Origin of the sequence: Serratia plymuthica, from assembly GCF_018336935.1 — a bacterium.
GTDB classification, from domain to species: domain Bacteria; phylum Pseudomonadota; class Gammaproteobacteria; order Enterobacterales; family Enterobacteriaceae; genus Serratia; species Serratia plymuthica_B.
This window is the reverse complement of the sequence record NZ_CP068771.1, coordinates 490,833-513,493: the sequence shown is the minus strand read 5'-3', so window position 1 is coordinate 513,493 and position 22,661 is coordinate 490,833. Positions and strand designations below refer to the sequence as shown.

Here is a 22,661-nt window from a genome sequence, read left to right as displayed (position 1 = left end):
ATGACGAAGACCTACCATATTGCCGTCTTGCCCGGAGACGGAATCGGCCCGGAAGTAATGGCTCAGGCGCACAAAGTGCTGGACGCAGTGCGTCAGCGCTTTGATATCCGCATCACCACCAGCGAATACGACGTCGGCGGCATTGCCATCGATCGCCACGGCAGCCCGTTGCCGCAGGCCACCCTCAGCGGGTGCGAGCAGGCCGATGCGATCCTGTTCGGTTCGGTGGGCGGCCCGAAATGGGAACACCTGCCGCCGGCAGAACAGCCTGAGCGCGGTGCGTTGCTGCCGTTACGCAAACACTTCAAACTGTTCAGCAACCTGCGTCCGGCCCGCCTGTACCAGGGTTTGGAAGAGTTCTGTCCGCTGCGTGCCGACATCGCCGCCCGCGGTTTTGACATCCTGTGCGTGCGTGAGCTGACCGGCGGTATCTACTTCGGTCAACCGAAAGGCCGTGAAGGCCAGGGCATGCAGGAACGCGCCTTTGATACCGAGGTGTATCATCGCTTCGAGATCGAACGCATTGCGCGCATCGCCTTCGAGTCCGCACGCAAGCGCCGTAACAAGGTCACATCTATCGACAAGGCCAACGTACTGCAAAGCTCCATTCTGTGGCGCGAAGTGGTGAACCAGGTTGCCAAAGACTACCCGGACGTGTCGCTGTCGCACATGTACATCGACAACGCCACCATGCAGCTGATTAAAGATCCGTCGCAGTTCGACGTATTGCTGTGCTCCAACCTGTTCGGCGATATCTTGTCCGACGAATGCGCGATGATCACCGGCTCGATGGGCATGTTGCCTTCTGCCAGCCTGAACGAACAGGGCTTTGGTCTGTATGAGCCTGCGGGCGGTTCTGCGCCGGATATCGCGGGCAAAGGCATCGCCAACCCGATCGCCCAGATCCTGTCCGCGACCCTGTTGTTGCGTTACAGCCTGGGGGCTTCTGAGGCTGCCGACGCCATTGAGCGCGCCATCAACCAGGCATTGGAACAAGGTTACCGCACCGCCGATCTGGCCGGTGAAGGCAAGGCCATCAGCACCGACGAAATGGGTGACATCATCGCCCGCTTTGTAGCTCAGGGGGCATAACATGTCGAAAACGTTATATCAGAAATTATACGATGCCCACGTGGTGTACGAAGCGCCAAACGAAACGCCGCTGCTGTATATCGATCGCCACCTGGTGCACGAAGTCACTTCTCCGCAGGCGTTCGACGGCCTGCGCGCCATGGGCCGCAAAGTACGCCAACCGGGCAAAACCTTTGCCACCATGGACCACAACGTGTCCACCCAGACCAAAGACATTAACGCCAGCGGCGAGATGGCCCGCATTCAGATGCAGGAACTGATCAAGAACTGCGCTGAGTTCGGCGTTTCGCTGTATGACCTGAACCACCCGTTCCAGGGCATCGTGCACGTCATCGGCCCAGAACAGGGCATGACGCTGCCGGGCATGACCATCGTCTGTGGCGACTCCCACACCGCCACTCACGGCGCCTTCGGTTCGTTGGCGTTCGGTATCGGCACCTCGGAAGTGGAGCATGTGCTGGCGACCCAGACCCTGAAGCAAGGCCGCGCCAAGACCATGAAAATTGAAGTGACCGGCGTCGCTGCGGAAGGCATCACCGCCAAGGACATCGTGCTGGCGGTGATCGGTAAAACCGGCAGTGCCGGCGGCACCGGCCACGTGGTGGAGTTCTGCGGCAAGGCGATTGAAGCGCTGAGCATGGAAGGCCGCATGACGCTGTGCAACATGGCGATCGAAATGGGCGCCAAAGCGGGCCTGGTCGCGCCGGACGACACCACCTTTGATTATCTGAAAGGCCGTCAGTTTGCGCCTGTCGGCGAGAATTGGGAACAAGGCGTCGCCTACTGGCGCACGCTGAAATCCGACGACGATGCCAAATTCGACACCGTAGTCACCCTGCGCGCCGAAGACATCGCGCCGCAGGTGACCTGGGGCACCAACCCAGGGCAGGTGATCGCCGTCAACCAGGCGATCCCGGCACCGGAATCCTTTAGCGATCCGGTCGAACGCGCCTCGGCCGAGAAGGCGTTGGCCTATATGGATCTGAAACCGGGCATCAAGCTGACCGAAGTGCCGATCGACAAAGTGTTTATCGGTTCCTGTACCAACTCGCGCATCGAAGATCTGCGTGCGGCGGCGGCAATTGCCAAAGGGCGCAAAGTCGCCGACGGCGTTCAGGCCATCGTGGTGCCTGGCTCCGGCCCGGTAAAAGCGCAGGCGGAAGCCGAAGGTCTGGACAAGATTTTTATTGAAGCCGGTTTTGAATGGCGTTTGCCGGGCTGCTCCATGTGCCTGGCGATGAACAACGATCGCCTGAATCCGGGCGAACGCTGCGCATCCACCAGCAACCGTAACTTCGAAGGGCGTCAGGGCCGCGGTGGGCGCACTCACCTGGTCAGCCCGGCGATGGCCGCCGCCGCTGCCGTTGCCGGCCATTTCGCCGATATCCGTGATATTCACTAAGGGGCACTACCGTGGCTAAATTTACTCAACATACCGGTTTAGTGGTGCCTTTGGATGCGGCCAACGTCGATACCGACGCCATTATTCCAAAACAGTTTTTGCAGAAAGTCACCCGCACGGGTTTCGGCCAGCACCTGTTCAACGACTGGCGCTTTTTGGACGACGCCGGTCAGCAACCGAACCCGGAGTTCGTGCTGAACAAGCCGCGCTACAAAGGGGCCAGCATCCTGTTGGCGCGTGAGAACTTCGGCTGCGGCTCCTCACGCGAGCATGCGCCCTGGGCGCTGACCGACTACGGTTTCAAAGTGGTGATAGCGCCAAGCTTCGCCGATATCTTCTACGGCAACTCATTCAACAACCAGTTGCTGCCGGTGACACTGAGCGAACAGGACGTGGATACGCTGTTCAAGCTGGTGGCCGAAAACGAAGGTACCGAGTTTGTGGTGGATCTGGAAAATCAGACGGTGAATGCCGGCGGCAAAAGCTACCCGTTCGAGATCGACAGCTTCCGCCGCCACTGCATGATCCACGGATTGGACAGCATCGGCCTCACGCTGCAGCACGAAGCGGACATCTCCCGCTACGAGGCGCAACAGCCGGCGTTTCTGAACTGATCGTCTTCTAATGCCCTAAATACCTGAAGCTGCGGCAAGGTGGCAGCTTCAGGTATGACGGGGATTACCAGTAACCCAGCCACTTCCACCACGCTCCGCCGATCAGGATCCAGATCAGCAGATTAACCACGCTCACCACAAAACCGGTTTTCCACCATTCGCCCAGCGTCACATAACCGGAACCGAAGACGATAGGCGCGGTACCGGTACCGTAATGGGTCAGCGACATCATCAGTGAAGAAACGAATGCCAGGATCAACCCCAGCAGCGCCGGCGGTGCGCCCAATGTCATTCCGGCAGCCAGAAAGGCGGCAAACATAGCGGTAACGTGAGCGGTGGCGCTGGCAAAGAAATAATGCGAATAGAGATAGATGGCGGTTAGCAAGATGGCGCCGCCGACCCAGCTCATGCCCATGTGATCGATACCGCTGCCGACGGAGTGCGACAGCCAGTCAATCAGCCCCAGCTTGCCGAGAAAACTGGCCATCATCACCAGCGCGGAGAACCACACCACCGTATCCCAGGCGCCTTTGTGCTTCAGCACGTCTTCCCAGCTCAGCACGCCGGTCGCCAGCAGCACCGCCAGGCCGATCAACGCCGCCGTGGTCGGATTGACCAGCAGCGCCGGGCCAAAGATCATCGCCGGAATGCCTGCCCACAGCACCAGCAACAGGGCAAACACCCCTAAAGTGATTTTCTCCGGCAGCGTCACCGGGCCCAATGCAGCGAGTTTTTCCCGCGCAAAACGCGGTGCGTCCGGGGTGCTTTTAATCTCCGGCGGGTACAACAGATAAAGCACCAGCGGTATCGCCGCCAACGAACAAAGCCCCGGCACCAATGCGGCGAGCGCCCACATCGACCACGACAACTCCAGGCTGCCGCCGGTGCCTTTGGCTATCAGGCTGACGATCAAAGGGTTAGACGCGGTGGCGGTAATGAACATCGCCGAGCTCACCGGGTTGATATTGTAATTCACCAGCGCCAGATAACGGCCAATCTTGCCGGAACTGTTCAGCTCCGGCCGGGATCCGAAGCTGTCGGCGATCGACTTCATTATCGGATGAATAATCCCGCCGCCACGGGCGGTATTGCTCGGGGTAACCGGCGCCAAAGTGAGTTCCGCCAGTGTCAGCGCATAGGCGATACCCAGCGTCTTTTTGCCGAACAGGGAAATAAAATAGTAACCGATCCGCGAGCCCAACCCGGTTTTGTTGAGGCTAAAGGAGATCATTATCGAGAAGCCAATCAGCCAAATCAGCTGATTGGAAAAACCGCTGAGCGCATCTTCCAAGGCCGCGCCCGGCTTGCCGGGGTTGGTGACGCCGGTTACCGCCACCAGCGCGATGGCCACCACCGAAACGGCGCCAATCGGCATCGCCTTGCCGATGATGGCGATGATAGTGCCGATAAACAGCGCCAGCAGATGCCAGGCATTGGGCTCAACCCCTTCTGGAACCGGGATGACAAACCAAATAAGCAAAGCGGCGGCAACGGCACACAGAGAGGGGACGGGTTTGAGCGGTGTTAGTTTGTCCATGGCATACCCACGTGGTCTAAACGGATCGGCATCTCAGCAGCAAGATGGGCAAGAGCGCCGCTATTGCGCTCCAGGTCCGTTTAGCTTGGGGTTCTGGCGTAATGTTCTCAATGACATGCGTCAATGTTAATGAGATTAGTGTTTACACTTCTCGTACCCGGGCGCTGATCCACAGCGCCACCACCGCCAGGGCTGTCGCCAGCCAGTAAACCGCATAGTGCCCCAGGTTTTCCACCAGCGCGCCTTGCAGCACGCCGGCCAGGATCACTCCGGTAGAAATGCTGTTGGTAAACAAGGTCGTCGCCGCACCGGGCCGCCCGGGCATCAGGTCCTGGAAATAGAGCATGCCGATACCGGCGATGATGCCGATAAATATGGCATTGAACAGCTGCAAGGCCATCAGCGCCAGCTTGAATTTAAATGCCACCAACCCGGCATAAAACAAAATGCCGGCCGCCACGGCAAACAGCATCATATTGCGTTTGCCGAAACGTTTGACGTAGTAACCGGCCAGCAGCATCGCCGGGATCTCGAGCCCGGCGGCAGTCCCCATCAACAGCCCCGCAAGGTTCTCCGGCAGGCCCAAATCGGCGGTGATATACAGCGGCATATCGATGATGTACAGAGTATTGCAAGTCCACATCAGCATAGAGGCGATAAACAGCAACCGCACATCGCGGTCTCGCCAGGCGCTGGCGGGCGCTATTGGGGCCGAAGGCGCATCGCCCCGCTCCGCCGGCTGAGTGCGCGGCACAGAAGGCAGGGTAAACCACACCAGCAAGGCGCAGATCGTGAAGGTGGCGGCGGCGATCACAAACATCCAGGTAAAGCCGTAGTTCAGCGCCAGCGTGAACGCCAGAGGTGGGCCAATCACCCACGCCAGCGACAGTTGCGCACGCATGACCGAACTGAACATCACCACTTCACGCGCCGAGTTGTCGGCATATTCCCGCGCCAGGGCGAAAATCTGCGGCATGGCGGTATTGGCAATCGCCGACATCAGCACCCCGGCGGTGATCAGCGTCAGGTAGTCGCGGTTAAAGGCAAACAACAGACAGTTGCCGACCGCCATCAGGCAACACACCAGGATCAGCGTGCGCCGGTCACCGCGCGTATCCGAACGCTTGGCCAGCAGAAAGCTGACGGCGATGCCGGCAATGGCGTTGACGGTGTAGAACAGCCCCACCCACAGCGGCCGTACCTTGACTTCGGTGGTAAGGAACAGGCTCAGCGTCGGCGCCAATAACGCCCCGGCGATCCCGGAAAGAAAAGCAATCAGCAGGAATGCGGCAAAGATGGGATTAAAGCGGCGTGGCAACCAGTACAGTCGTTTCATATCTTCGTCCCTGCCCCTAAAGCGGAAGACAAAACCTTAGGCTACGGTGAAAAAATTGCAAGAACATCATCGCGGCCAATAATAAAAAAACCAGTGGGCATGACCCCACTGGCTGGTGAACAACACCATTACTCAGAAACATTTTTGCTACCGCAACCTCAAAGATGCTCGCGGTATTGCTTGTCTGTCATATCCTTGATATCCCACTGGGTCAGGTGAGCCAGCATCTCCAACCGGGCTTGTTCCGGCACCAGCGCCAACCAGTCGGCGTGCTGGCGGCGCACTGCGCTGAAGTAGCGCTGGTAGAACTGTTTTGACAAGAAAGCTTTCATCATTCGCCCTCCCCCTTTCATTGAGGAAAATTATCGGCGTAATATGGGGAAAGATAAATTGATGAGTTGATGCCGGAGCCTTCCTCTTTTATGTCTACCTCACGTTTGCAACAGCAGTTCATTCGCCTGTGGCAGCGCTGCCACGGCGAGACCACCGACACCACGCTGCAAGAGTTGGCCGAAGTGCTCACTTGCTCGCGCCGTCACGTGCGTTCATTGCTCGGCGCCATGCAGCAACAAGGGTGGCTGACCTGGCAGGCGGAATCGGGGCGCGGCAAACGTTCGCAGCTCACCTTCCACTACACCGGCCTGGCGCTGCAGCAGCAGCGAGCGGAGGAGTTGCTGGAGCAGGACCGCATCGATCAACTGGTACAACTGGTCGGCGATAAAAACGTGGTGCGGCAAATGCTGCTGTCCCAGCTTGGGCGCAGCTTTCGGCAGGGTAAACACATCCTGCGCGTCCTCTACTATCGCCAGTTGTACAACCTGCTGCCCGGCTCGGCGCTGCGCCGTTCGGAAATTCACCTGGCCCGGCAGATCTTCAGCGGCCTGACGCGGATAAACGAGGAAAATGGGGAACTGGAGTCGGACCTGTCGCATCACTGGCAGCCGCTGACGCCCTTGCACTGGCGTTTTTATCTGCGCCCGGCGATACATTTTCATCACGGCCGCGAACTGGAAATGGACGATGTGATTCACTCCCTTACTCGTCTGATCCCTCAGCCGCTGTTTTCGCATATCGAGAGCGTGACCTCCCCGACGCCTTTCGTGATTGACGTGCGCCTGCACAGCCCCGATTACTGGTTGCCCTGGCTGCTGGGCAGCGTGCCTGCCATGATCCTGCCGCGCGAGTGGCAAAGCCTGCCGGAATTCTCGCGCCATCCGGTGGGTACCGGGCCATACAGCGTGGTGCGTAACCACCGCAGCCAGATGAAAATCCACGCCTTCGATGACTACTTCGGCTACCGGGCACTGATTGATGAGGTGAATATCTGGGTGTTGCCGGAGATCACCGAAGAGCTGGTGCATTCCGGCGTGCAACTGCAGGCGGATGACACCGGCAACAACGAACTGGAAAGCCGGCTGGAGGAAGGCTGCTATTTCCTGCTGTTCGATCAACGCTCGCCTTTGGCGGCCGATCCGGCCATTCGCGGCTGGCTGTGCGAGCTGATTAATCCCATCTCGCTGCTGAGCAACGCCGGGCCGATTTATCAACGCTATTGGTCACCGGCCTATGGCATCCTGCCGCGCTGGCATCACAATCGCGCGCTGGCGCAGCAACCCAAGCCGGCCGGGCTAACCGAGTTGACGCTGACCTACTACAGTGAACATTCGGAATTCCACGCCATTCAACAGGCCATTGAACCGCTGCTGGCGCTGCATGGGGTGCGGCTCAACGTGCAGATGGTGAGCTACGACGCCTGGCATAAAGGGGAAGCGGTCAGCGATCTGTGGCTGGGCAGCGCCAACTTCTACCTGCCGCTGGAGTTTTCGCTGTTCGCCACCCTGTATGAGCTGCCGCTGATGCAGCACTGCATGAATGAAGATCTCGCCGCAGATGCGGCGCTGTGGCGCGCCAATGCCCTGCCGCTGGCGGATTTTTGCCAACGGTTGGTCAAGGGTCACCAGTTACACCCGCTGTTTCATCACTGGCTGCAACTGCATGGTCAGCGCAGCATGCGCGGCGTACGAATGAATACCCTTGGCTGGTTTGATTTTAAATCCGCCTGGTTTGCGCCGCCGGAAGCATAAGCGCCTTTCGCCGACGTCCGTTAATCTCTACAATAGCGCCGTCTCAACGGGGTGCAAAAAACGATTCATTGCTGAGATATACCCAAAATAATTGGAGTTGCAGGTAGGCGGCAACCGAGCGAATCCCCAAGAACATAGAATTCCTCTGTGACTGGGGTGAGAGAGAAAAGCCAACACCGCTGCAACTTCAAGTATGAAGGGGATAAACCCGTCGAACCTGATCCGGTCAATACCGGCGGAGGGATTTGAGCATAGCGACCCGGTGTAATCACCTCGCCCTCAGATACCTTTGCCCCCTTATCTTTCAGGAGTGCAAAGTGGTCAAAAAAAGCCTGCCCTTATTACTGTTGCTGTGCGCCGCCGTACCGGCGTTTGCCAAGCCAACGCTGACGGTCTACACCTATGATTCCTTCGCTGCCGACTGGGGCCCTGGCCCGGCGGTGAAAAAAGCGTTCGAAGCCGACTGCAACTGCGAGCTGAAATTCGTCGCGCTGGAAGACGGCGTTTCGCTGCTTAACCGCTTGCGCATGGAAGGGAAAAACAGCACCGCCGACGTGGTGCTGGGGCTGGACAACAACCTGCTGCAGGCCGCGCAACAAACGGGTTTATTCGCGCCAAGCCGCGTTGACGGCGCCAAACTGAGCGTGCCGGGCGGCTGGCAGGATAAAATCTTCGTACCTTATGACTACGGCTACTTTGCCTTCGTTTACAACAAAGAAAAGCTGAAGAACCCACCAAAGAGCCTGCAGGAACTGGTCGACGGAGACCAAAACTGGAAGGTGATCTACGAAGATCCGCGCACCAGCACGCCAGGCCTGGGCCTGCTGCTGTGGATGCAGAAAGTGTTTGGCGATAAAGCGCCGGAAGCCTGGCAGAAACTGGCGAAGAAAACCGTCACCGTCACCAAGGGGTGGAGTGAAGCCTACGGCCTGTTCCTGAAAGGCGAAGGCGACCTGGTGCTCAGCTACACCACCTCCCCGGCGTATCATTTGATCGAAGAGAAAAAAGACAGCTACGCCGCGGCCAATTTCAGCGAAGGCCATTATTTGCAGGTGGAAGTGGCGGGCAAGCTCAAGGCCAGCAAGCAGCCTGAGCTGGCGGAACGCTTCATGCAATTTATGGTGACCCCGGCGTTCCAGAACACCATTCCAACCGGTAACTGGATGTACCCGGTGATCAAGACTCAACTGCCGGCGGGCTTTGATCAAATGACCATCCCCCAGACCGCGCTGCAATACAGCGCCGAAGAGGTCGCCAAACAACGCGGTAGCTGGATCCGGGCATGGCAAACCGCCGTCAGCCGCTGATCCCGCACTGGCTCTGGCCGGGGCTGCTGGCCGCTGGCCTGATCCTGGCCGTCGCCGCGCTGGCGATGGGCTCGCTGTGGCGGCACGCACCGGAAAGCGATTGGCGTGGCCTGTGGCAGGACAGCTACCTGTGGCACGTCGTTCGCTTTACCTTCTGGCAGGCGTTGTTGTCCGCGCTGATCTCGGTGCTGCCCGCCATAGCGCTGGCCCGCGCGCTGTATCGCCGCCGCTTTCCCGGCCGGCAGTTGCTGCTGCGGTTGTGCGCCATGACGCTGGTTCTGCCGGTATTGGTGGCGGTGTTCGGCCTGCTCAGCGTGTATGGCCGACAGGGCTGGCTGGCATTGCTGTGCGGCTGGCTCGGCATCAACTACAGTTTTTCCCCCTATGGTCTGCAGGGCATCCTGCTGGCGCATATGTTCTTCAATCTGCCGCTGGCCGCCCGCCTGCTGTTGCAGGCGTTGGAAAACATTCCGGTCGAACAGCGCCAACTGGCGGCCCAGCTTGGCATGAACGGCTGGCAACAGTTCCGCTTCGTCGAGTGGCCGGCGCTGCGCCGCCAAATCCTGCCGAGCGGCGCGCTGATCTTCATGCTGTGTTTCGCCAGCTTCGCCACCGTGCTGTCACTGGGCGGCGGACCACAGGCCACCACCATAGAACTGGCGATCTACCAGGCACTCAGCTATGACTACGATCTCAGCCGCGCCGCCCTGCTGGCGCTGATCCAGCTGGCGTGCTGCCTGGGCCTGGTCGTGCTCAGCCAGCGGCTAAGCCAGGCGCTGCCGGTCGGCAACACCCAGGCCCATATCTGGCGCAATCCCGAAGACAGCCTGTGGCGTCGCGCCGGCGATTTTCTGCTGATCGCCGCCGCCCTGCTGTTGCTGTTGCCCCCGCTGCTGGCGGTGATTGCCGATGGCGCCAATCAGACGATGGTCAGCGTCCTGCAACAGCAGGTGCTGTGGCAAGCGCTGTTCACGTCACTGCGTATCGCCCTCGGTGCCGGCGCGTTGTGCGTGGCGTTGACCATGATGCTGCTGTGGAGCAGCCGCGAACTGAAGCTGCAACAGCGGCTGCGCTGGGGCCAAACGCTTGAACTGAGCGGCATGGTGATTCTGGCGATGCCGGGGATAGTGCTGGCCACCGGTTTCTTCCTTCTGTTGAGCGATACTGTCGGGTTGCCGCAATCGCCCTATGCGTTGGTGATCCTCACCAATGCGCTGATGGCGGTACCCTACGCCCTGAAGGTGCTGGAAAACCCGATGCGAGACCTGGCCGAGCGTTACAATCCGCTGTGCCTGTCGCTGGATATGCACGGTTGGCAGCGGCTGCGGCTTATCGAACTGAAAGCGCTGCGCCGCCCGCTGGCGCAGGCGCTGGCTTTCGCCTGCGTACTGTCGATCGGCGATTTCGGCGTGGTTGCCCTGTTTGGCAACGAACAGTTCCGCACCCTGCCTTTTTACCTCTATCAGCAGATCGGCGCCTATCGCAGCAATGACGGCGCGGTCACCGCACTGTTGCTTCTGCTGCTGTGCTTCCTGCTGTTTACCCTGATCGAACGCTTACCGGGCCGCCATGATAGAGCTTGAAAAACTGACCTACCTGTATGAACACTTGCCGATGCGCTTTGACCTGCGTATTCAACCGGGTGAACGTGTCGCGGTGCTCGGCCCCAGCGGCGCGGGTAAAAGCACCCTGCTCAGCCTGATCGCCGGTTTCCTGCCGGCCGCCAGTGGCAAGCTGCTGCTGAACGGCAGCGACCACACCGGTACGCCGCCGGCCAAAAGGCCGGTCTCGATGCTGTTTCAGGAAAACAACCTGTTCGCCCACCTGAAGGTAGAGCAGAACATCGGATTGGGCCTTGACCCCGGGCTGCGGCTGAACGCGGGCCAGCAACAACAGTTGGCGCAGATTGCCCGTCAGGTGGGGTTGGAGGAGCATCTGCAGCGCCTGCCGTCGCAGCTTTCCGGCGGCCAGCGCCAGCGTGCGGCCCTGGCCCGCTGCCTGATCCGCCAGCGGCCCATCCTGCTGCTCGACGAGCCTTTCTCGGCACTCGACCCCGCACTGCGCAACGAGATGCTGCAACTGTTGCAAGAGGTTTGCGACCAACGCAACCTGACGCTGCTGATGGTGTCGCACAACCTGGATGACGCCGCACGCATCGCGCCGCGCACCCTGTTGGTGGTCGACGGGCGGATTTATTACGACGGCCCCACGCAAGCGCTGCTGGACGGCAGCGCACCGGAAGCGCGGGTGCTGGGCATTTTGCGCAAACCGTGATCTGCGGCGCGTTTTTTATGCTGAGTAAATAAACCTGTTGTGCGAATTTTTCGCCTGTGGTTTTATAAAAACCTGACTTTTATTACTGATGATAAGGTTCCCTGTGATCGCATCCTCGCTGACTTCGACCCTACTAGTTACCGCGCTACCAGCCGCGGTGATGGTCGTCGTGCGTGTGGTGGTGGTCGTCGGCAATGCGCCGTAGGGTCCGAATCAACGCATCGATTCCCAAACCCCGCCGGCGCAAACCGGGCGGGGTTTCTTGTTTTAGCCCCCTGCCCAGAAAAGCGAACCGGCCCTGAGAAAGGATAGGAACATGGCAATTTCGGGCACGCCACATCAAGGCCAACGCTTCACCGGCGCAGAACTGATCGTTCATTTGCTGGAGCGCCAGGGCATCACCACCGTAGCCGGCATTCCCGGCGGCGCGGCACTGCCGCTGTATGACGCGCTGAGCCAAAGCACCCGTATTCACCACGTGCTGGCGCGCCACGAACAGGGCGCGGGCTTTATGGCACAGGGCATGGCGCGCGCCAACGGCAAGGCGGCGGTCTGCATCGCCTCCAGCGGGCCGGGGGCGACCAACCTGGTCACCGCCATCGCCGACGCCAAACTCGACTCCATCCCGCTGGTGTGCATCACCGGCCAGGTGCCCTCTTCAATGATTGGCACCGACGCCTTCCAGGAAGTGGATACCTACGGCATCTCGATTCCCATCACCAAGCACAACCACCTGGTGCGCGACATCCGCGAACTGCCGCAGGTGATCTGCGACGCATTCCGCATCGCCGAATCCGGCCGCCCCGGCCCGGTATGGATTGACGTGCCGAAAGACGTACAAACGGCGGTGATCGGTCTGGATGAACTGCCGCCCGTCGCGGTGCCTGACGCAGCGCCGGCCTTCGAAGCCGCCGCAGTGGCGCAAGCCGCGGCGATGATCAACCAGGCCAAGCGCCCGGTGCTGTATCTGGGCGGCGGCATTATCTGCGCCAACGCTTACCAACAAGCGATTGAGCTGGCCGAACGCGCCAACCTGCCGACCACCATGACGCTGATGGCGCTGGGCGCCATGCCGGTGCAGCATCCGCTGTCGCTGGGCATGCTGGGGATGCATGCGGCCCGCAGCACCAACTTTATTCTGCAGGAAGCCGATCTGCTGATCGTATTGGGCGCCCGCTTCGACGATCGGGCGATTGGCAAAACCGAACAGTTCTGCCCTAACGCCAGCATCATCCACGTGGATATCGATCGCGCCGAACTGGGCAAGGTGAAGCAGGCGAATATTGCCATTCATGCCGACGTCGGCCAGGTGCTGCAACAGTTGTTGCCGCAGATTGAAGCGCAGCCGCGCAGCGAGTGGCTGGACACCGTCAACGGCCTGAAACGCGAGTTCCCGTTCAGCATGCCCAACGCCGAAGATCCGCTGAGCCACTACGGGCTGGTGCTGGCCGCCGCGCGCTGCGTGGATGAAAGCGCCATCATCACCACCGACGTGGGCCAGCATCAGATGTGGGTGGCGCAAGCCTATCCGCTCAGCCGGCCGCGCCAGTGGCTGACCTCCGGCGGCCTGGGCACCATGGGCTTCGGCCTGCCGGCGGCTATCGGCGCGGCGCTGGCGGAACCGCAGCGCAAGGTGCTGTGCTTCTCCGGCGACGGCAGCCTGATGATGAACATTCAGGAAATGGCCACCGCCGTCGAGCACGATTTGGACGTGAAGATTATCCTGATGAACAATCAGGCGCTGGGGCTGGTGCATCAGCAGCAAACCCTGTTCTATCAGCAGCGCATCTTTGCCGCCGCCTACCCGAAACGCACCGATTTTATCAAGATTGCCGCCGGTTTCGGGCTGGACACCTGCGATCTGAACGCCGCAGAAGATCCGCAAGCCGCGCTGGCCGAGGCTATCCAACGCCCTGGCCCGTGCCTGATCCACGCGCTGATCGATATCAATGAAAAAGTCTTCCCGATGGTGCCGCCGGGCGCCGCCAACATCGACATGATTGGAGAATAAGCCATGTCAGAACAACACAATAATCCACAGGTGATCCTTGAGCTGGCGGTCCGCAACCATCCCGGCGTGATGTCGCACGTGTGCGGTCTGTTTGCGCGCCGCGCCTTCAACGTAGAGGGTATTCTGTGTCTGCCGCTGAAAGACGGCAAGCAGAGCCGGATCTGGCTATTGGTCGCCGACGATCAGCGGCTGGTGCAGATGATAAGCCAGGTGGAAAAACTCGAGGACGTGCTGCAGGTAAAACGCCACAGCGAAGACGTGCGGGTGTTTGAACAGTTGGAAGCGTTCTTCCAGTAATTAATGTGGACAAGTACCAGGTCGATTTCACGCAGCAGTATTGTTCGCTGCCGCGTGAAAAACGACGGCGATATCAACCGGCCAGGACTTTCCACAACAGGTGACGATACACCGGCATCAGCGGCTGCTGGTGCAGGTAATAAAAGGTGCCTAACGCCAGTATCCAACTCAGCACGCAGGCCATCCGCAGCCGTACCGGCGACAGCCAGTTGCTCAGCCGATCGGCGCTGCGCTTGCCCTCACGCCACCAACGCCAGCTCAACCAGGCGGCCAGCCAAATCAACACCACCACCGCAAACAGCAACCATTTGAATAACGCGCTGTTGGCGCTGGCGGGAATGTCTATCGCCACGCCGGCCAGAATACCCGGGAAGAAATAGACCGGTGGCCAGGTGATGCAGCCGATAATGTTAGGCAGGGCGAATTTGTAGGGCGGCAGGTCAAGCATACCGGCCACCATCGGCACCAGCGGGCGCGTCGGGCCGACAAAACGACCAATCAGAATGGTCGCCATACTGTGTTGATGCAGCGCGTGCTCGGTCTTGTCCAGCATCGCCTTGTTCTTTTTTAGAAATGACCAGCGGTGCAGCGGCCCCTTGAAGGCGCGGCCGATAAAGTACGAGATCCAATCCCCCAGCAGGCAACCGAGGATCCCCGCCGCCCAGGCATAATAGAAATCCACCTGGCCGCTGCCGATCAGCGCACCGATGCTGGCCATCATTACCGTGCCGGGCAGTAACAACCCCACCAGCGCCAGCGATTCCAGAAACGCGACAAACATGACGACCATCAGAGTGAAAGCCAATGACTGGGTGATCAAATGCTGCAGATAGGCTTCCATATACCTCTACTCGTTATCAAAAGCGCGTGGGCGTGGGATTGTCCGGTGCAGCCGGAGGTGAGTCAACCGATGAATTGTATGCGTTTTTGGCAAAGCTGCCCGGCAATGGACAATTACTGTATAAAAACCCATACTATACCCGTCATACTTCAAGCTGCAGGTACGTTGGCTTTCCTCGCTCACCCCAGTCACGTACTGGGTGTACGCTCCCGGGGATTTGCTGCGTTGCCGCCTTCCTGCAACTCGAATGATTTAGGGTATATCTATTTTTCGCACGCAGCCAACAACGCTACAGCTTGAAAGACGAAGGGCTATATGATGTCACCGCAACAGGGTTTCCTGCTCACCCGCCACTGGCGCGATACGCCCGCAGGTACCGAGGTGGAGTTCTGGCTGGCGACCGACCACGGGCCGCAGCAACTTCGTCTGCCGCCGCAGACCTCCGTAGCCTTTATCCCCGCCGAACAACGCCGGCGCGCTGAGCTGTTGCTGCGCGAAGAGCGGCAACTGGAGCTGAAAACCCTGCCGTTGACCGACTTCCATCACCGCCCGGTACTGGGGCTGTATTGCCGCCAACATCGTCAATTAATCAAACTGGAAAAGCTGCTGAAAGACGGCGGCGTGAACGTCTACGAAGCCGATATCCGCCCGCCGGAACGCTACCTGATGGAGCGTTTTATCACCGCGCCGGTGTGGTTCAGCGGCCGGCCCAATGGCAGCGGCCCACTGCTCGACGGCCAGATGAAACCGGCGCCGGACTACCGCCCGACGCTGAAAATGGTCTCGCTGGACATTGAAACCACCGCCCACGGCGAGCTGTATTCAATCGCGCTGGAAGGTTGCGGCCAACGCCAGGTGTACATGCTGGGGCCGGCCAACGGCGGCAATGAACCGCTGGATTTCGAGCTGGAATACTGCACCAGCCGCCCACAGATGCTGGAACGGCTGAATCAGTGGCTGGAACGGCACGATCCGGACGCCATCATCGGCTGGAACCTGGTGCAGTTCGATTTACGCGTGTTGCAAAAACACGCCGAGCGCTATCAAATCCCTCTGCGGCTGGGCCGTGGCGGCAACCTGCTGGAATGGCGCGAACACGGCTTCAAGCAGAATCACTTTTTCGCCTCTGCCGCCGGGCGGCTGATTATCGACGGTATAGAAGCGCTGAAGTCCGCCACCTGGAACTTCCCTTCTTTCAGCCTGGAGTACGTCGCGCAGGCGCTGCTGGGAGAAGGCAAATCCATCGATAACCCCTACCAGCGGATGGCGGAAATCGATCGGCGTTTCGCCGAAGACAAACCGGCGTTGGCGCGCTACAACCTGAAGGACTGCGAGTTGGTGACGCGGATTTTCGCCAAAGCCGAGCTGCTGACCTTCTTGCTGGAGCGCGCGACCGTCACCGGGCTGGCGGCGGACCGCAGCGGCGGTTCGGTAGCCGCATTCAGTAACCTGTATATGCCGCGCATGCACCGGCTGGGTTTTGTGGCGCCCAATCTCGGCGAACAGCCGGAGGAGCACAGCCCCGGCGGCTTTGTCATGGATTCCCAACCCGGCCTGTACGATTCGGTGCTGGTGCTGGATTACAAAAGCCTGTACCCGTCGATCATCCGTACCTTCCTGATCGATCCGGTCGGGCTGGTGGAAGGTATGCAGCACCCGGACGATGCCGATTCCGTACCCGGTTTTCGTCACGCGCGTTTCTCTCGCGGCAAACACTGCCTGCCGGCGATCGTCGAACAAATCTGGCAAGGGCGCGAGGCGGCAAAGCGCCAACAGAACAAGCCGTTATCCCAGGCGCTGAAAATCATCATGAACGCGCTATACGGCGTGTTGGGATCGAGCGGTTGTCGCTTTTTCGATCCCCGGTTGGCTTCGTCGATCACCCTGCGCGGCCATGAGATCATGCGCCAGACGCGTGAACTGATCGAGGCACAGGGCTATCAGGTGATCTACGGCGACACCGATTCCACCTTCGTCTGGCTCAGGCAACCGCACGGCGAACAGCAGGCGACGCAAATTGGCAGGGCGCTGGTGCAGCAGGTAAACCAATGGTGGCAGCAGCATCTTCAGCAACAATTCGGGCTGGAGAACGCGCTGGAGCTGGAGTTTGAAACCCATTACTCGCGCTTCCTGATGCCCACCATCCGTGGCGCCGAACAGGGCAGTAAAAAACGTTATGCCGGGCTGATCGTCAAACCCGACGGCAGCGAAGAAATGGTCTACAAAGGCCTGGAAACGGTGCGTACCGACTGGACGCCGCTGGCGCAGCAGTTCCAGCAATTGCTGTACCAGCGCATATTCAAACAGCAACCGTATCAGGATTTTGTGCGCGAATACGTCAGCAAAACGCTCAACGGCGACTTTGACGATCGGCTGGTCTACCGCAAGCGCCTGCGCAGGAAACTGGACGAGTATCAGCGCAACGTGCCGCCGCACGTCCGCGCAGCACGTATCGCCGACGACTATAATCGTCAACAGGGGCGACCGCTGCAATACCAGAGCGGCGGCTGGATCAGCTACGTCATGACCGTGGCCGGGCCGGAACCCCTGGAGACCCAGCAGTCGGCGATAGATTACCAGCATTATCTGGACCGCCAGTTGCAACCGGTGGCAGACGCTATACTCCCTTTTCTGCATGACGATTTTACCACGCTGGTCACCGGGCAGATGGGGCTATTCTGACATTGCGCCCGCCATGCGGGCTTTGGCGAAGGGTTAAGAAAAATCATCGGGTTTTGCAGGTGACGAACGCGCCGCCTTCCATTACCATAGCGCCCTTCCCAAATTCTGAACCACGCTGCGCCCATGCCGTCTCGCGACGCCCGCATGGCGTGAACAGCTATTGCCCGTCAAATTAAAATAAACCGGGATTAGCAAACGTTTGATACAGGTGCCGCGGCCCTCCCCGCCCGGTAACAAGACTTACTTAAAAAGAATCGAGCCGACAATATATGCCTTTTACACTTGGTCAACGCTGGATCAGCGATACGGAAAGCGAATTAGGTCTGGGAACCGTCGTGGCGCTGGATGTGCGCATGGTTACCCTGCTTTTCCCCGCAACCGGTGAAAACCGACTCTATGCCAGAAGTGACTCGCCAATCACCCGCGTGATGTTCAATCCGGGCGACACCATCAGCAACCACGAAGGGTGGGAGCTGCAGGTAGAAGAGGTCAAAGAGGATAATGGCCTGCTGACTTATATCGGCACCCGTCTGGATACCCAGGAAAGCGGCGTGGCGATGCGCGAAGTGCTGCTGGACAGCAAGCTGACCTTCAGCAAACCGCAGGACCGTCTGTTCGCCGGCCAGATCGACCGTATGGATCGCTTCGCCCTGCGTTTTCGCGCGCGTAAATACCAGAGCGAGCAGTATCGCCTGCCGTTCGCCGGTCTGCGCGGCATGCGTGCCAGCCTGATCCCCCATCAGTTGCACATCGCTTACGAAGTCGGACAGCGCCACGCGCCACGCGTACTGCTGGCGGATGAAGTCGGTCTGGGGAAAACCATCGAAGCCGGGATGATCATCCATCAGCAACTGCTGGCTGGCCGTGCCGAGCGCGTCCTGATCGTGGTGCCGGAAACGCTCCAGCATCAGTGGCTGGTCGAAATGATGCGCCGCTTCAACCTCTATTTCTCGCTGTTCGACGACAGCCGTTACTCGGAAGCCAAACTCGACAGCAGCAATCCGTTTGAAACCGAACAATTGGTTATCTGTTCGCTGGACTTCGTGCGCCGCAACAAACAGCGCCTGGAAGAACTGGCGGACGCCCAGTGGGATCTGCTGGTGGTCGACGAAGCCCACCATCTGGCCTGGAGCGAAGACGCGCCAAGCCGCGAATACCAGGTCATCGAACAGCTGGCGGAACATATCCCCGGCGTACTGCTGTTGACCGCGACCCCGGAGCAACTTGGCCAGCAGAGCCATTTCGCCCGTCTGCGCCTGCTGGATCCAAGCCGTTTCCACGATTACCGCGAATTCGTCAGCGAACAGCAAAAATACCGCCCGGTCGCCGATGCCGTTACCCTGCTGCTGAGCGGTGAGCGCCTGGCCGAAGACAAGCTGAACATGCTGGGCGAACTGATCGACGAGCAGGACATCGAACCGCTGCTGAAAGCCGCCAATAGCGACGCCGACGGCGCCGAGCAGGCGCGCCAGGAACTGGTCACCATGCTGATGGACCGCCACGGCACCAGCCGCGTGCTGTTCCGCAACACCCGCAACGGCGTGAAAGGCTTCCCGCACCGCAATCTGCATCAGATCAAGCTGCAGCTGCCGACCCAATACCAGACCGCGATCAAAGTGTCCGGCATCATGGGGGCGAAGAAAACCGTTGAGGCGCGCGCGCGCGACATGCTGTACCCGGAGCAAATCTATCAGGAGTTCGAAGGCGAGAACGCCACCTGGTGGAACTTCGATCCGCGCGTGGAGTGGCTGCTGGACTACCTGGTCGCCAACCGCGATAAGAAAGTGCTGGTGATCTGCGCCAAGGCCGACACCGCGTTGCAACTGGAGCAGGTGCTGCGTGAGCGAGAGGCGATCCGCGCTGCGGTGTTCCACGAAGGGCTGTCGATTATCGAACGTGACCGCGCCGCCGCCTACTTCGCCTCTGAAGAAGACGGCGCCCAGGTGTTGCTGTGCTCGGAGATCGGTTCCGAAGGCCGCAACTTCCAGTTCGCCAGCCACCTGGTGATGTTCGACCTGCCGTTCAACCCGGATCTGCTGGAGCAGCGTATCGGCCGTCTGGACCGTATCGGCCAGATGCATGAAATTGAAATCATGGTGCCGTACCTGGAAAACACCGCCCAGGCGGTGCTGGTACGCTGGTTCCATGAAGGGTTGGACGCCTTTGAGCACACCTGCCCGACCGGCCGCACCATTTATGACAGCGGCTACGAGCAGTTGATCGGCTTCCTGGCTGCGCCGACCGAACATGAAGGGCTGGACGAATTCATTCACGCCTGCCGCCAGCAGCACGACCACCTCAAAGCGCAGCTGGAGCAGGGCCGCGATCGCCTGCTGGAAATGCACTCCAACGGCGGCGAGAAAGCTCAGGAGCTGGCGGAAGCCATCGCCAATCAAGACAACGACGTCAACCTGGTGGGCTTTGCGCTTAACCTGTTCGACATCGTCGGCATTAACCAGGACGATCGCAGCGACAACCTGATTGTGCTGACGCCGTCCGATCACATGCTGGTGCCGGACTTCCCGGGCCTGCCGCAGGACGGCTGCACCGTCACCTTCGATCGCGAGCAGGCGCTGTCGCGTGAAGACGCGCAGTTCGTCAGTTGGGAACACCCGATCATCCGCAACGGCCTGGATCTGATCCTGTCCGGCGATACCGGCAGCTGTGCGGTGTCCCTGTTGAAAAACAAGGCGCTACCGGTCGGCACCTTGCTGGTCGAACTGGTGTACGTGGTTGAGGCGCAGGCGCCGAAACACCTGCAACTGACTCGCTTCCTGCCACCGACGCCAATCCGCATGCTGATGGACCGTAAAGGCACCAACCTGGCGGCGCAGGTCGAATTCGAAAGCTTTAACCGCCAGTTGAACGCGGTCAACCGCCATACTTCCAGCAAGTTGGTCAACGCGGTGCAGCAAGACGTACACGCCATGCTGCAACAGGCGGAAAGCCTGGTTGAAGACCAGGCGCGCGCGCTGATTGAACAGGCGAAACAGGAAGCGGACGACAAGCTGAGCACCGAACTGGCTCGTCTGGAAGCACTGAAGGCGGTTAACCCAAACATCCGTGATGACGAAGTGGAAGCGCTGGAGTTCAACCGTAAACAGGTGTTGGTCAACCTGAATGAAGCGGGATGGCGCCTGGACGCTATCCGTCTGGTGGTGGTCACTCACCAGTAACCTGCGGCACGGGGAACTCCGGTTCCCCGTACAGTCACTTTCGGCGGAGCCAAGATGGAACCCTACAATCCCCCTCAGGACCCGATGCATATCCTGTATCAGGATGAGCACATTATCGTGGTCAACAAGGCGAGCGGCCTGCTGTCGGTGCCCGGCCGCGCGCCGGAAAACAAAGACAGCCTGATGACGCGCATTCAGGCCGATTTTCCGGCCGCCGAATCGGTGCATCGCCTGGATATGGCAACCAGCGGGGTGATTGTGGTGGCGCTGAACAAGGCCGCGGAGCGTGAGCTCAAGCGTCAGTTCCGCGAGCGCGAGCCGAAGAAATCCTATATCGCCCGCGTGTGGGGCCATCTGGAGCACGATGAAGGGCTGGTGGATTTACCGCTGATTTGCGACTGGCCGAACCGGCCGCTGCAGAAGGTGTGTTTCGAAACCGGCAAAGCGGCGCAAACCGAGTATCTGGTGCTATCGCGCGATGCCGATGGCAGCACACGGGTAAAACTGACGCCGATCACCGGCCGCTCTCATCAGTTGCGAGTGCACATGCTGGCGCTGGGCCACCCGATCCTCGGCGACGGGTTCTACGCGCATCCCGAGGCCAAGGCGATGGCGCCGCGATTGCAGCTGCATGCGCAGGAACTGCGCATCACCCATCCGGCATTCCAGACGCCGATGCATTTCCGCGCCGAGCCGGATTTCTGATAGCCCAGGGATACCCTAAATAATTCGAGTTGCAGGCAGCCAACACACCTGCGGCGCGAAGTATGACGCCGATATCCCCTAAATAATTGAAGCTGCATCAAGGCGGCAAGCCTGAAAATCCCCGGGAGCATAGGCAACTATGTGACCGGGGTGAGCAGGCGCAGCCAACAAAGAGGCAGCGTCAAGTATGACTGATCTATACCCTAAATAATTGGCGTTGCATCGAGGCGGCAAGCCTGAAAATCCCCGGGAGCATAGGCAACTATGTGACCGGGGTGAGCAGGCGCGGCCAACAAAGAGGCAGCGTCAAGTATGACTGATCTATACCCTAAATAATTGGCGTTGCATCGAGGCGGCAAGCCTGAAAATCCCCGGGAGCATAGGCAACTATGTGACCGGGGTGAGCAGGCGCGGCCAACAAAGAGGCAGCGTCAAGTATGACGGGTATCGTTATTTGAAGCCTTTCTCGCGTTTGATCAGATCGTATGCCGCCTGAATCTCCTGCGCTTTCTGCTTGGCCATTTCCATCATTTGCGGCGGCAAGCCTTTCGCCACCAGTTTGTCCGGATGGTGTTCGCTCATCAGTTTGCGGTAGGCGCGCTTGATGGTGGTGGCGTCGTCACTGCTGCTGACGCCCAGCACTTTGCAGGCATCTTCCAGCGTTGGCCCGCGCTGCGCTTGCTGATAGCCGCCTTGCTGACCGCCGCCAAACTGACGCCCGCCTTCCATCATGCTGAGGAACTGATCGAACTGCGCACGTGAAATGCCCAGTTCTTCAGCGATCACATACAGCACCTGACGTTCGTTCGGATGCAGCGAGCCGTCGGCAAACGCCGCCTGGATTTGAATTTCCAGAAACATCCGAATCAGGTCAAAACGGCCGAAACAGATGCTGCGGAACTGCTGCAGCGTCTCTCTCAGCGGGAACTGGCTCTGTTTGCCTTCGCGAAACGCCTGCTGCGCCGCCGTACGGGCTTCACCGTGCAGTTGCAGACGATCCATAAACAGGCTGGCGATCTGAATATCCGCCTCGGTAACGCGCCCTTTTGATTTGGTCAGGTGACCCATCACCTGAAAAGTGGTGCGGAAAAACAGCGTTTGCCGCGTTTGCTGATCGGCGAAAAAACCCCGGCTGCGCTTATTGCTGCGCGCAGTGTCGATCATATGACCGACAATCAGCCCCAAAACTACACCCCAGAATCCCGCGCCAGCCCAAATGGCAACGATGACCCCGAGCAGTTTTCCCCAATACTGCATATACTCCTCAATTATCATGCCGAAAGCCGCCGGCTCCCTTGTGTCT

General features: G+C 59.6%; 18 protein-coding genes. 13 read left to right on the top strand and 5 right to left on the bottom strand.

Going from position 1 to position 22,661, the window contains the following annotated elements:
* From leuB to leuD, 3 genes are read left to right on the top strand one after another with little or no spacing between them, the layout of a single operon-like run.
* Positions 1 to 1,092 (top strand): 3-isopropylmalate dehydrogenase, encoded by a 1,092-nt coding sequence (leuB, locus tag JK621_RS02395; protein ID WP_004950110.1) that lies wholly within the window; start codon positions 1 to 3, stop codon positions 1,090 to 1,092.
* A 1-nt stretch (position 1,093) separates the two neighbouring features.
* On the top strand, positions 1,094 to 2,494 hold the full coding sequence (leuC, locus tag JK621_RS02390) for a 3-isopropylmalate dehydratase large subunit (RefSeq protein ID WP_212558495.1): 1,401 nt from the start codon (positions 1,094 to 1,096) through the stop codon (positions 2,492 to 2,494).
* 11 nt (positions 2,495 to 2,505) lie between these two features.
* Positions 2,506 to 3,108, top strand: coding sequence for a 3-isopropylmalate dehydratase small subunit (gene leuD, locus JK621_RS02385; RefSeq protein ID WP_004950106.1), 603 nt, complete (start codon positions 2,506 to 2,508; stop codon positions 3,106 to 3,108).
* A 64-nt stretch (positions 3,109 to 3,172) separates the two neighbouring features.
* Here leuD and JK621_RS02380 read toward each other — a convergent pair whose 3' ends face one another.
* The 3 genes from JK621_RS02380 to sgrT form a co-directional block, all read right to left on the bottom strand.
* On the bottom strand, positions 3,173 to 4,645 hold the full coding sequence (locus JK621_RS02380) for an anion permease (protein ID WP_212558494.1): 1,473 nt from the start codon (positions 4,643 to 4,645) through the stop codon (positions 3,173 to 3,175).
* Positions 4,646 to 4,787: 142 nt separating this feature from the next.
* Positions 4,788 to 5,981: a sugar efflux transporter gene (locus JK621_RS02375; RefSeq protein ID WP_212558493.1), complete on the bottom strand. Its 1,194-nt coding sequence runs from the start codon at positions 5,979 to 5,981 to the stop codon at positions 4,788 to 4,790.
* 158 nt (positions 5,982 to 6,139) lie between these two features.
* Positions 6,140 to 6,316, bottom strand: coding sequence for a glucose uptake inhibitor SgrT (sgrT, locus tag JK621_RS02370; protein WP_212558492.1), 177 nt, complete (start codon positions 6,314 to 6,316; stop codon positions 6,140 to 6,142).
* Positions 6,317 to 6,403: 87 nt separating this feature from the next.
* On the opposite strand from sgrT, the gene sgrR reads away from it, so the two are divergent.
* The 7 genes from sgrR to ilvN all read left to right on the top strand — a co-directional run bounded on the left by sgrR (position 6,404) and on the right by ilvN (position 13,954).
* Positions 6,404 to 8,065, top strand: coding sequence for an HTH-type transcriptional regulator SgrR (sgrR, locus tag JK621_RS02365; protein ID WP_212558491.1), 1,662 nt, complete (start codon positions 6,404 to 6,406; stop codon positions 8,063 to 8,065).
* Between the two features lie 317 nt (positions 8,066 to 8,382).
* A complete protein-coding gene (gene thiB / locus JK621_RS02360; protein WP_212558490.1) occupies positions 8,383 to 9,372 on the top strand; it encodes a thiamine ABC transporter substrate binding subunit in 990 nt (329 codons plus the stop codon).
* On the top strand, positions 9,348 to 10,955 hold the full coding sequence (thiP, locus tag JK621_RS02355) for a thiamine/thiamine pyrophosphate ABC transporter permease ThiP (protein ID WP_212558489.1): 1,608 nt from the start codon (positions 9,348 to 9,350) through the stop codon (positions 10,953 to 10,955). The genes thiB and thiP overlap by 25 nt, the downstream gene beginning before the upstream one ends.
* Entirely contained in the window at positions 10,942 to 11,646 is a 705-nt protein-coding gene (gene thiQ / locus JK621_RS02350; RefSeq protein ID WP_212558488.1) for a thiamine ABC transporter ATP-binding protein ThiQ, read from the top strand. The genes thiP and thiQ overlap by 14 nt, the downstream gene beginning before the upstream one ends.
* Positions 11,647 to 11,734: 88 nt before the next feature.
* On the top strand, positions 11,735 to 11,851 hold the full coding sequence (gene ivbL / locus JK621_RS02345) for an ilvB operon leader peptide IvbL (protein WP_208295193.1): 117 nt from the start codon (positions 11,735 to 11,737) through the stop codon (positions 11,849 to 11,851).
* Positions 11,852 to 11,962: 111 nt separating this feature from the next.
* Complete coding sequence (ilvB, locus tag JK621_RS02340) at positions 11,963 to 13,657, top strand: acetolactate synthase large subunit (protein ID WP_212558487.1); 1,695 nt, start codon at positions 11,963 to 11,965, stop codon at positions 13,655 to 13,657.
* 3 nt (positions 13,658 to 13,660) lie between these two features.
* Positions 13,661 to 13,954, top strand: coding sequence for an acetolactate synthase small subunit (ilvN, locus tag JK621_RS02335; protein ID WP_212558486.1), 294 nt, complete (start codon positions 13,661 to 13,663; stop codon positions 13,952 to 13,954).
* A 73-nt stretch (positions 13,955 to 14,027) separates the two neighbouring features.
* Here ilvN and JK621_RS02330 read toward each other — a convergent pair whose 3' ends face one another.
* Positions 14,028 to 14,795 (bottom strand): DedA family protein, encoded by a 768-nt coding sequence (locus JK621_RS02330; protein ID WP_212558485.1) that lies wholly within the window; start codon positions 14,793 to 14,795, stop codon positions 14,028 to 14,030.
* 318 nt (positions 14,796 to 15,113) lie between these two features.
* On the opposite strand from JK621_RS02330, the gene JK621_RS02325 reads away from it, so the two are divergent.
* The 3 genes from JK621_RS02325 to rluA all read left to right on the top strand — a co-directional run bounded on the left by JK621_RS02325 (position 15,114) and on the right by rluA (position 21,358).
* A complete protein-coding gene (locus JK621_RS02325) occupies positions 15,114 to 17,477 on the top strand; it encodes a DNA polymerase II (RefSeq protein ID WP_212560108.1) in 2,364 nt (787 codons plus the stop codon).
* Between the two features lie 269 nt (positions 17,478 to 17,746).
* Positions 17,747 to 20,653, top strand: coding sequence for an RNA polymerase-associated protein RapA (rapA, locus tag JK621_RS02320; RefSeq protein WP_212558484.1), 2,907 nt, complete (start codon positions 17,747 to 17,749; stop codon positions 20,651 to 20,653).
* A gap of 54 nt (positions 20,654 to 20,707) precedes the next feature.
* A complete protein-coding gene (gene rluA / locus JK621_RS02315; RefSeq protein WP_212558483.1) occupies positions 20,708 to 21,358 on the top strand; it encodes a bifunctional tRNA pseudouridine(32) synthase/23S rRNA pseudouridine(746) synthase RluA in 651 nt (216 codons plus the stop codon).
* Positions 21,359 to 21,808: 450 nt separating this feature from the next.
* Here the strand turns inward: rluA and djlA are convergent, their stop codons facing one another.
* Complete coding sequence (djlA, locus tag JK621_RS02310) at positions 21,809 to 22,615, bottom strand: co-chaperone DjlA (protein WP_212558482.1); 807 nt, start codon at positions 22,613 to 22,615, stop codon at positions 21,809 to 21,811.
* Positions 22,616 to 22,661 lie beyond the last annotated feature (46 nt).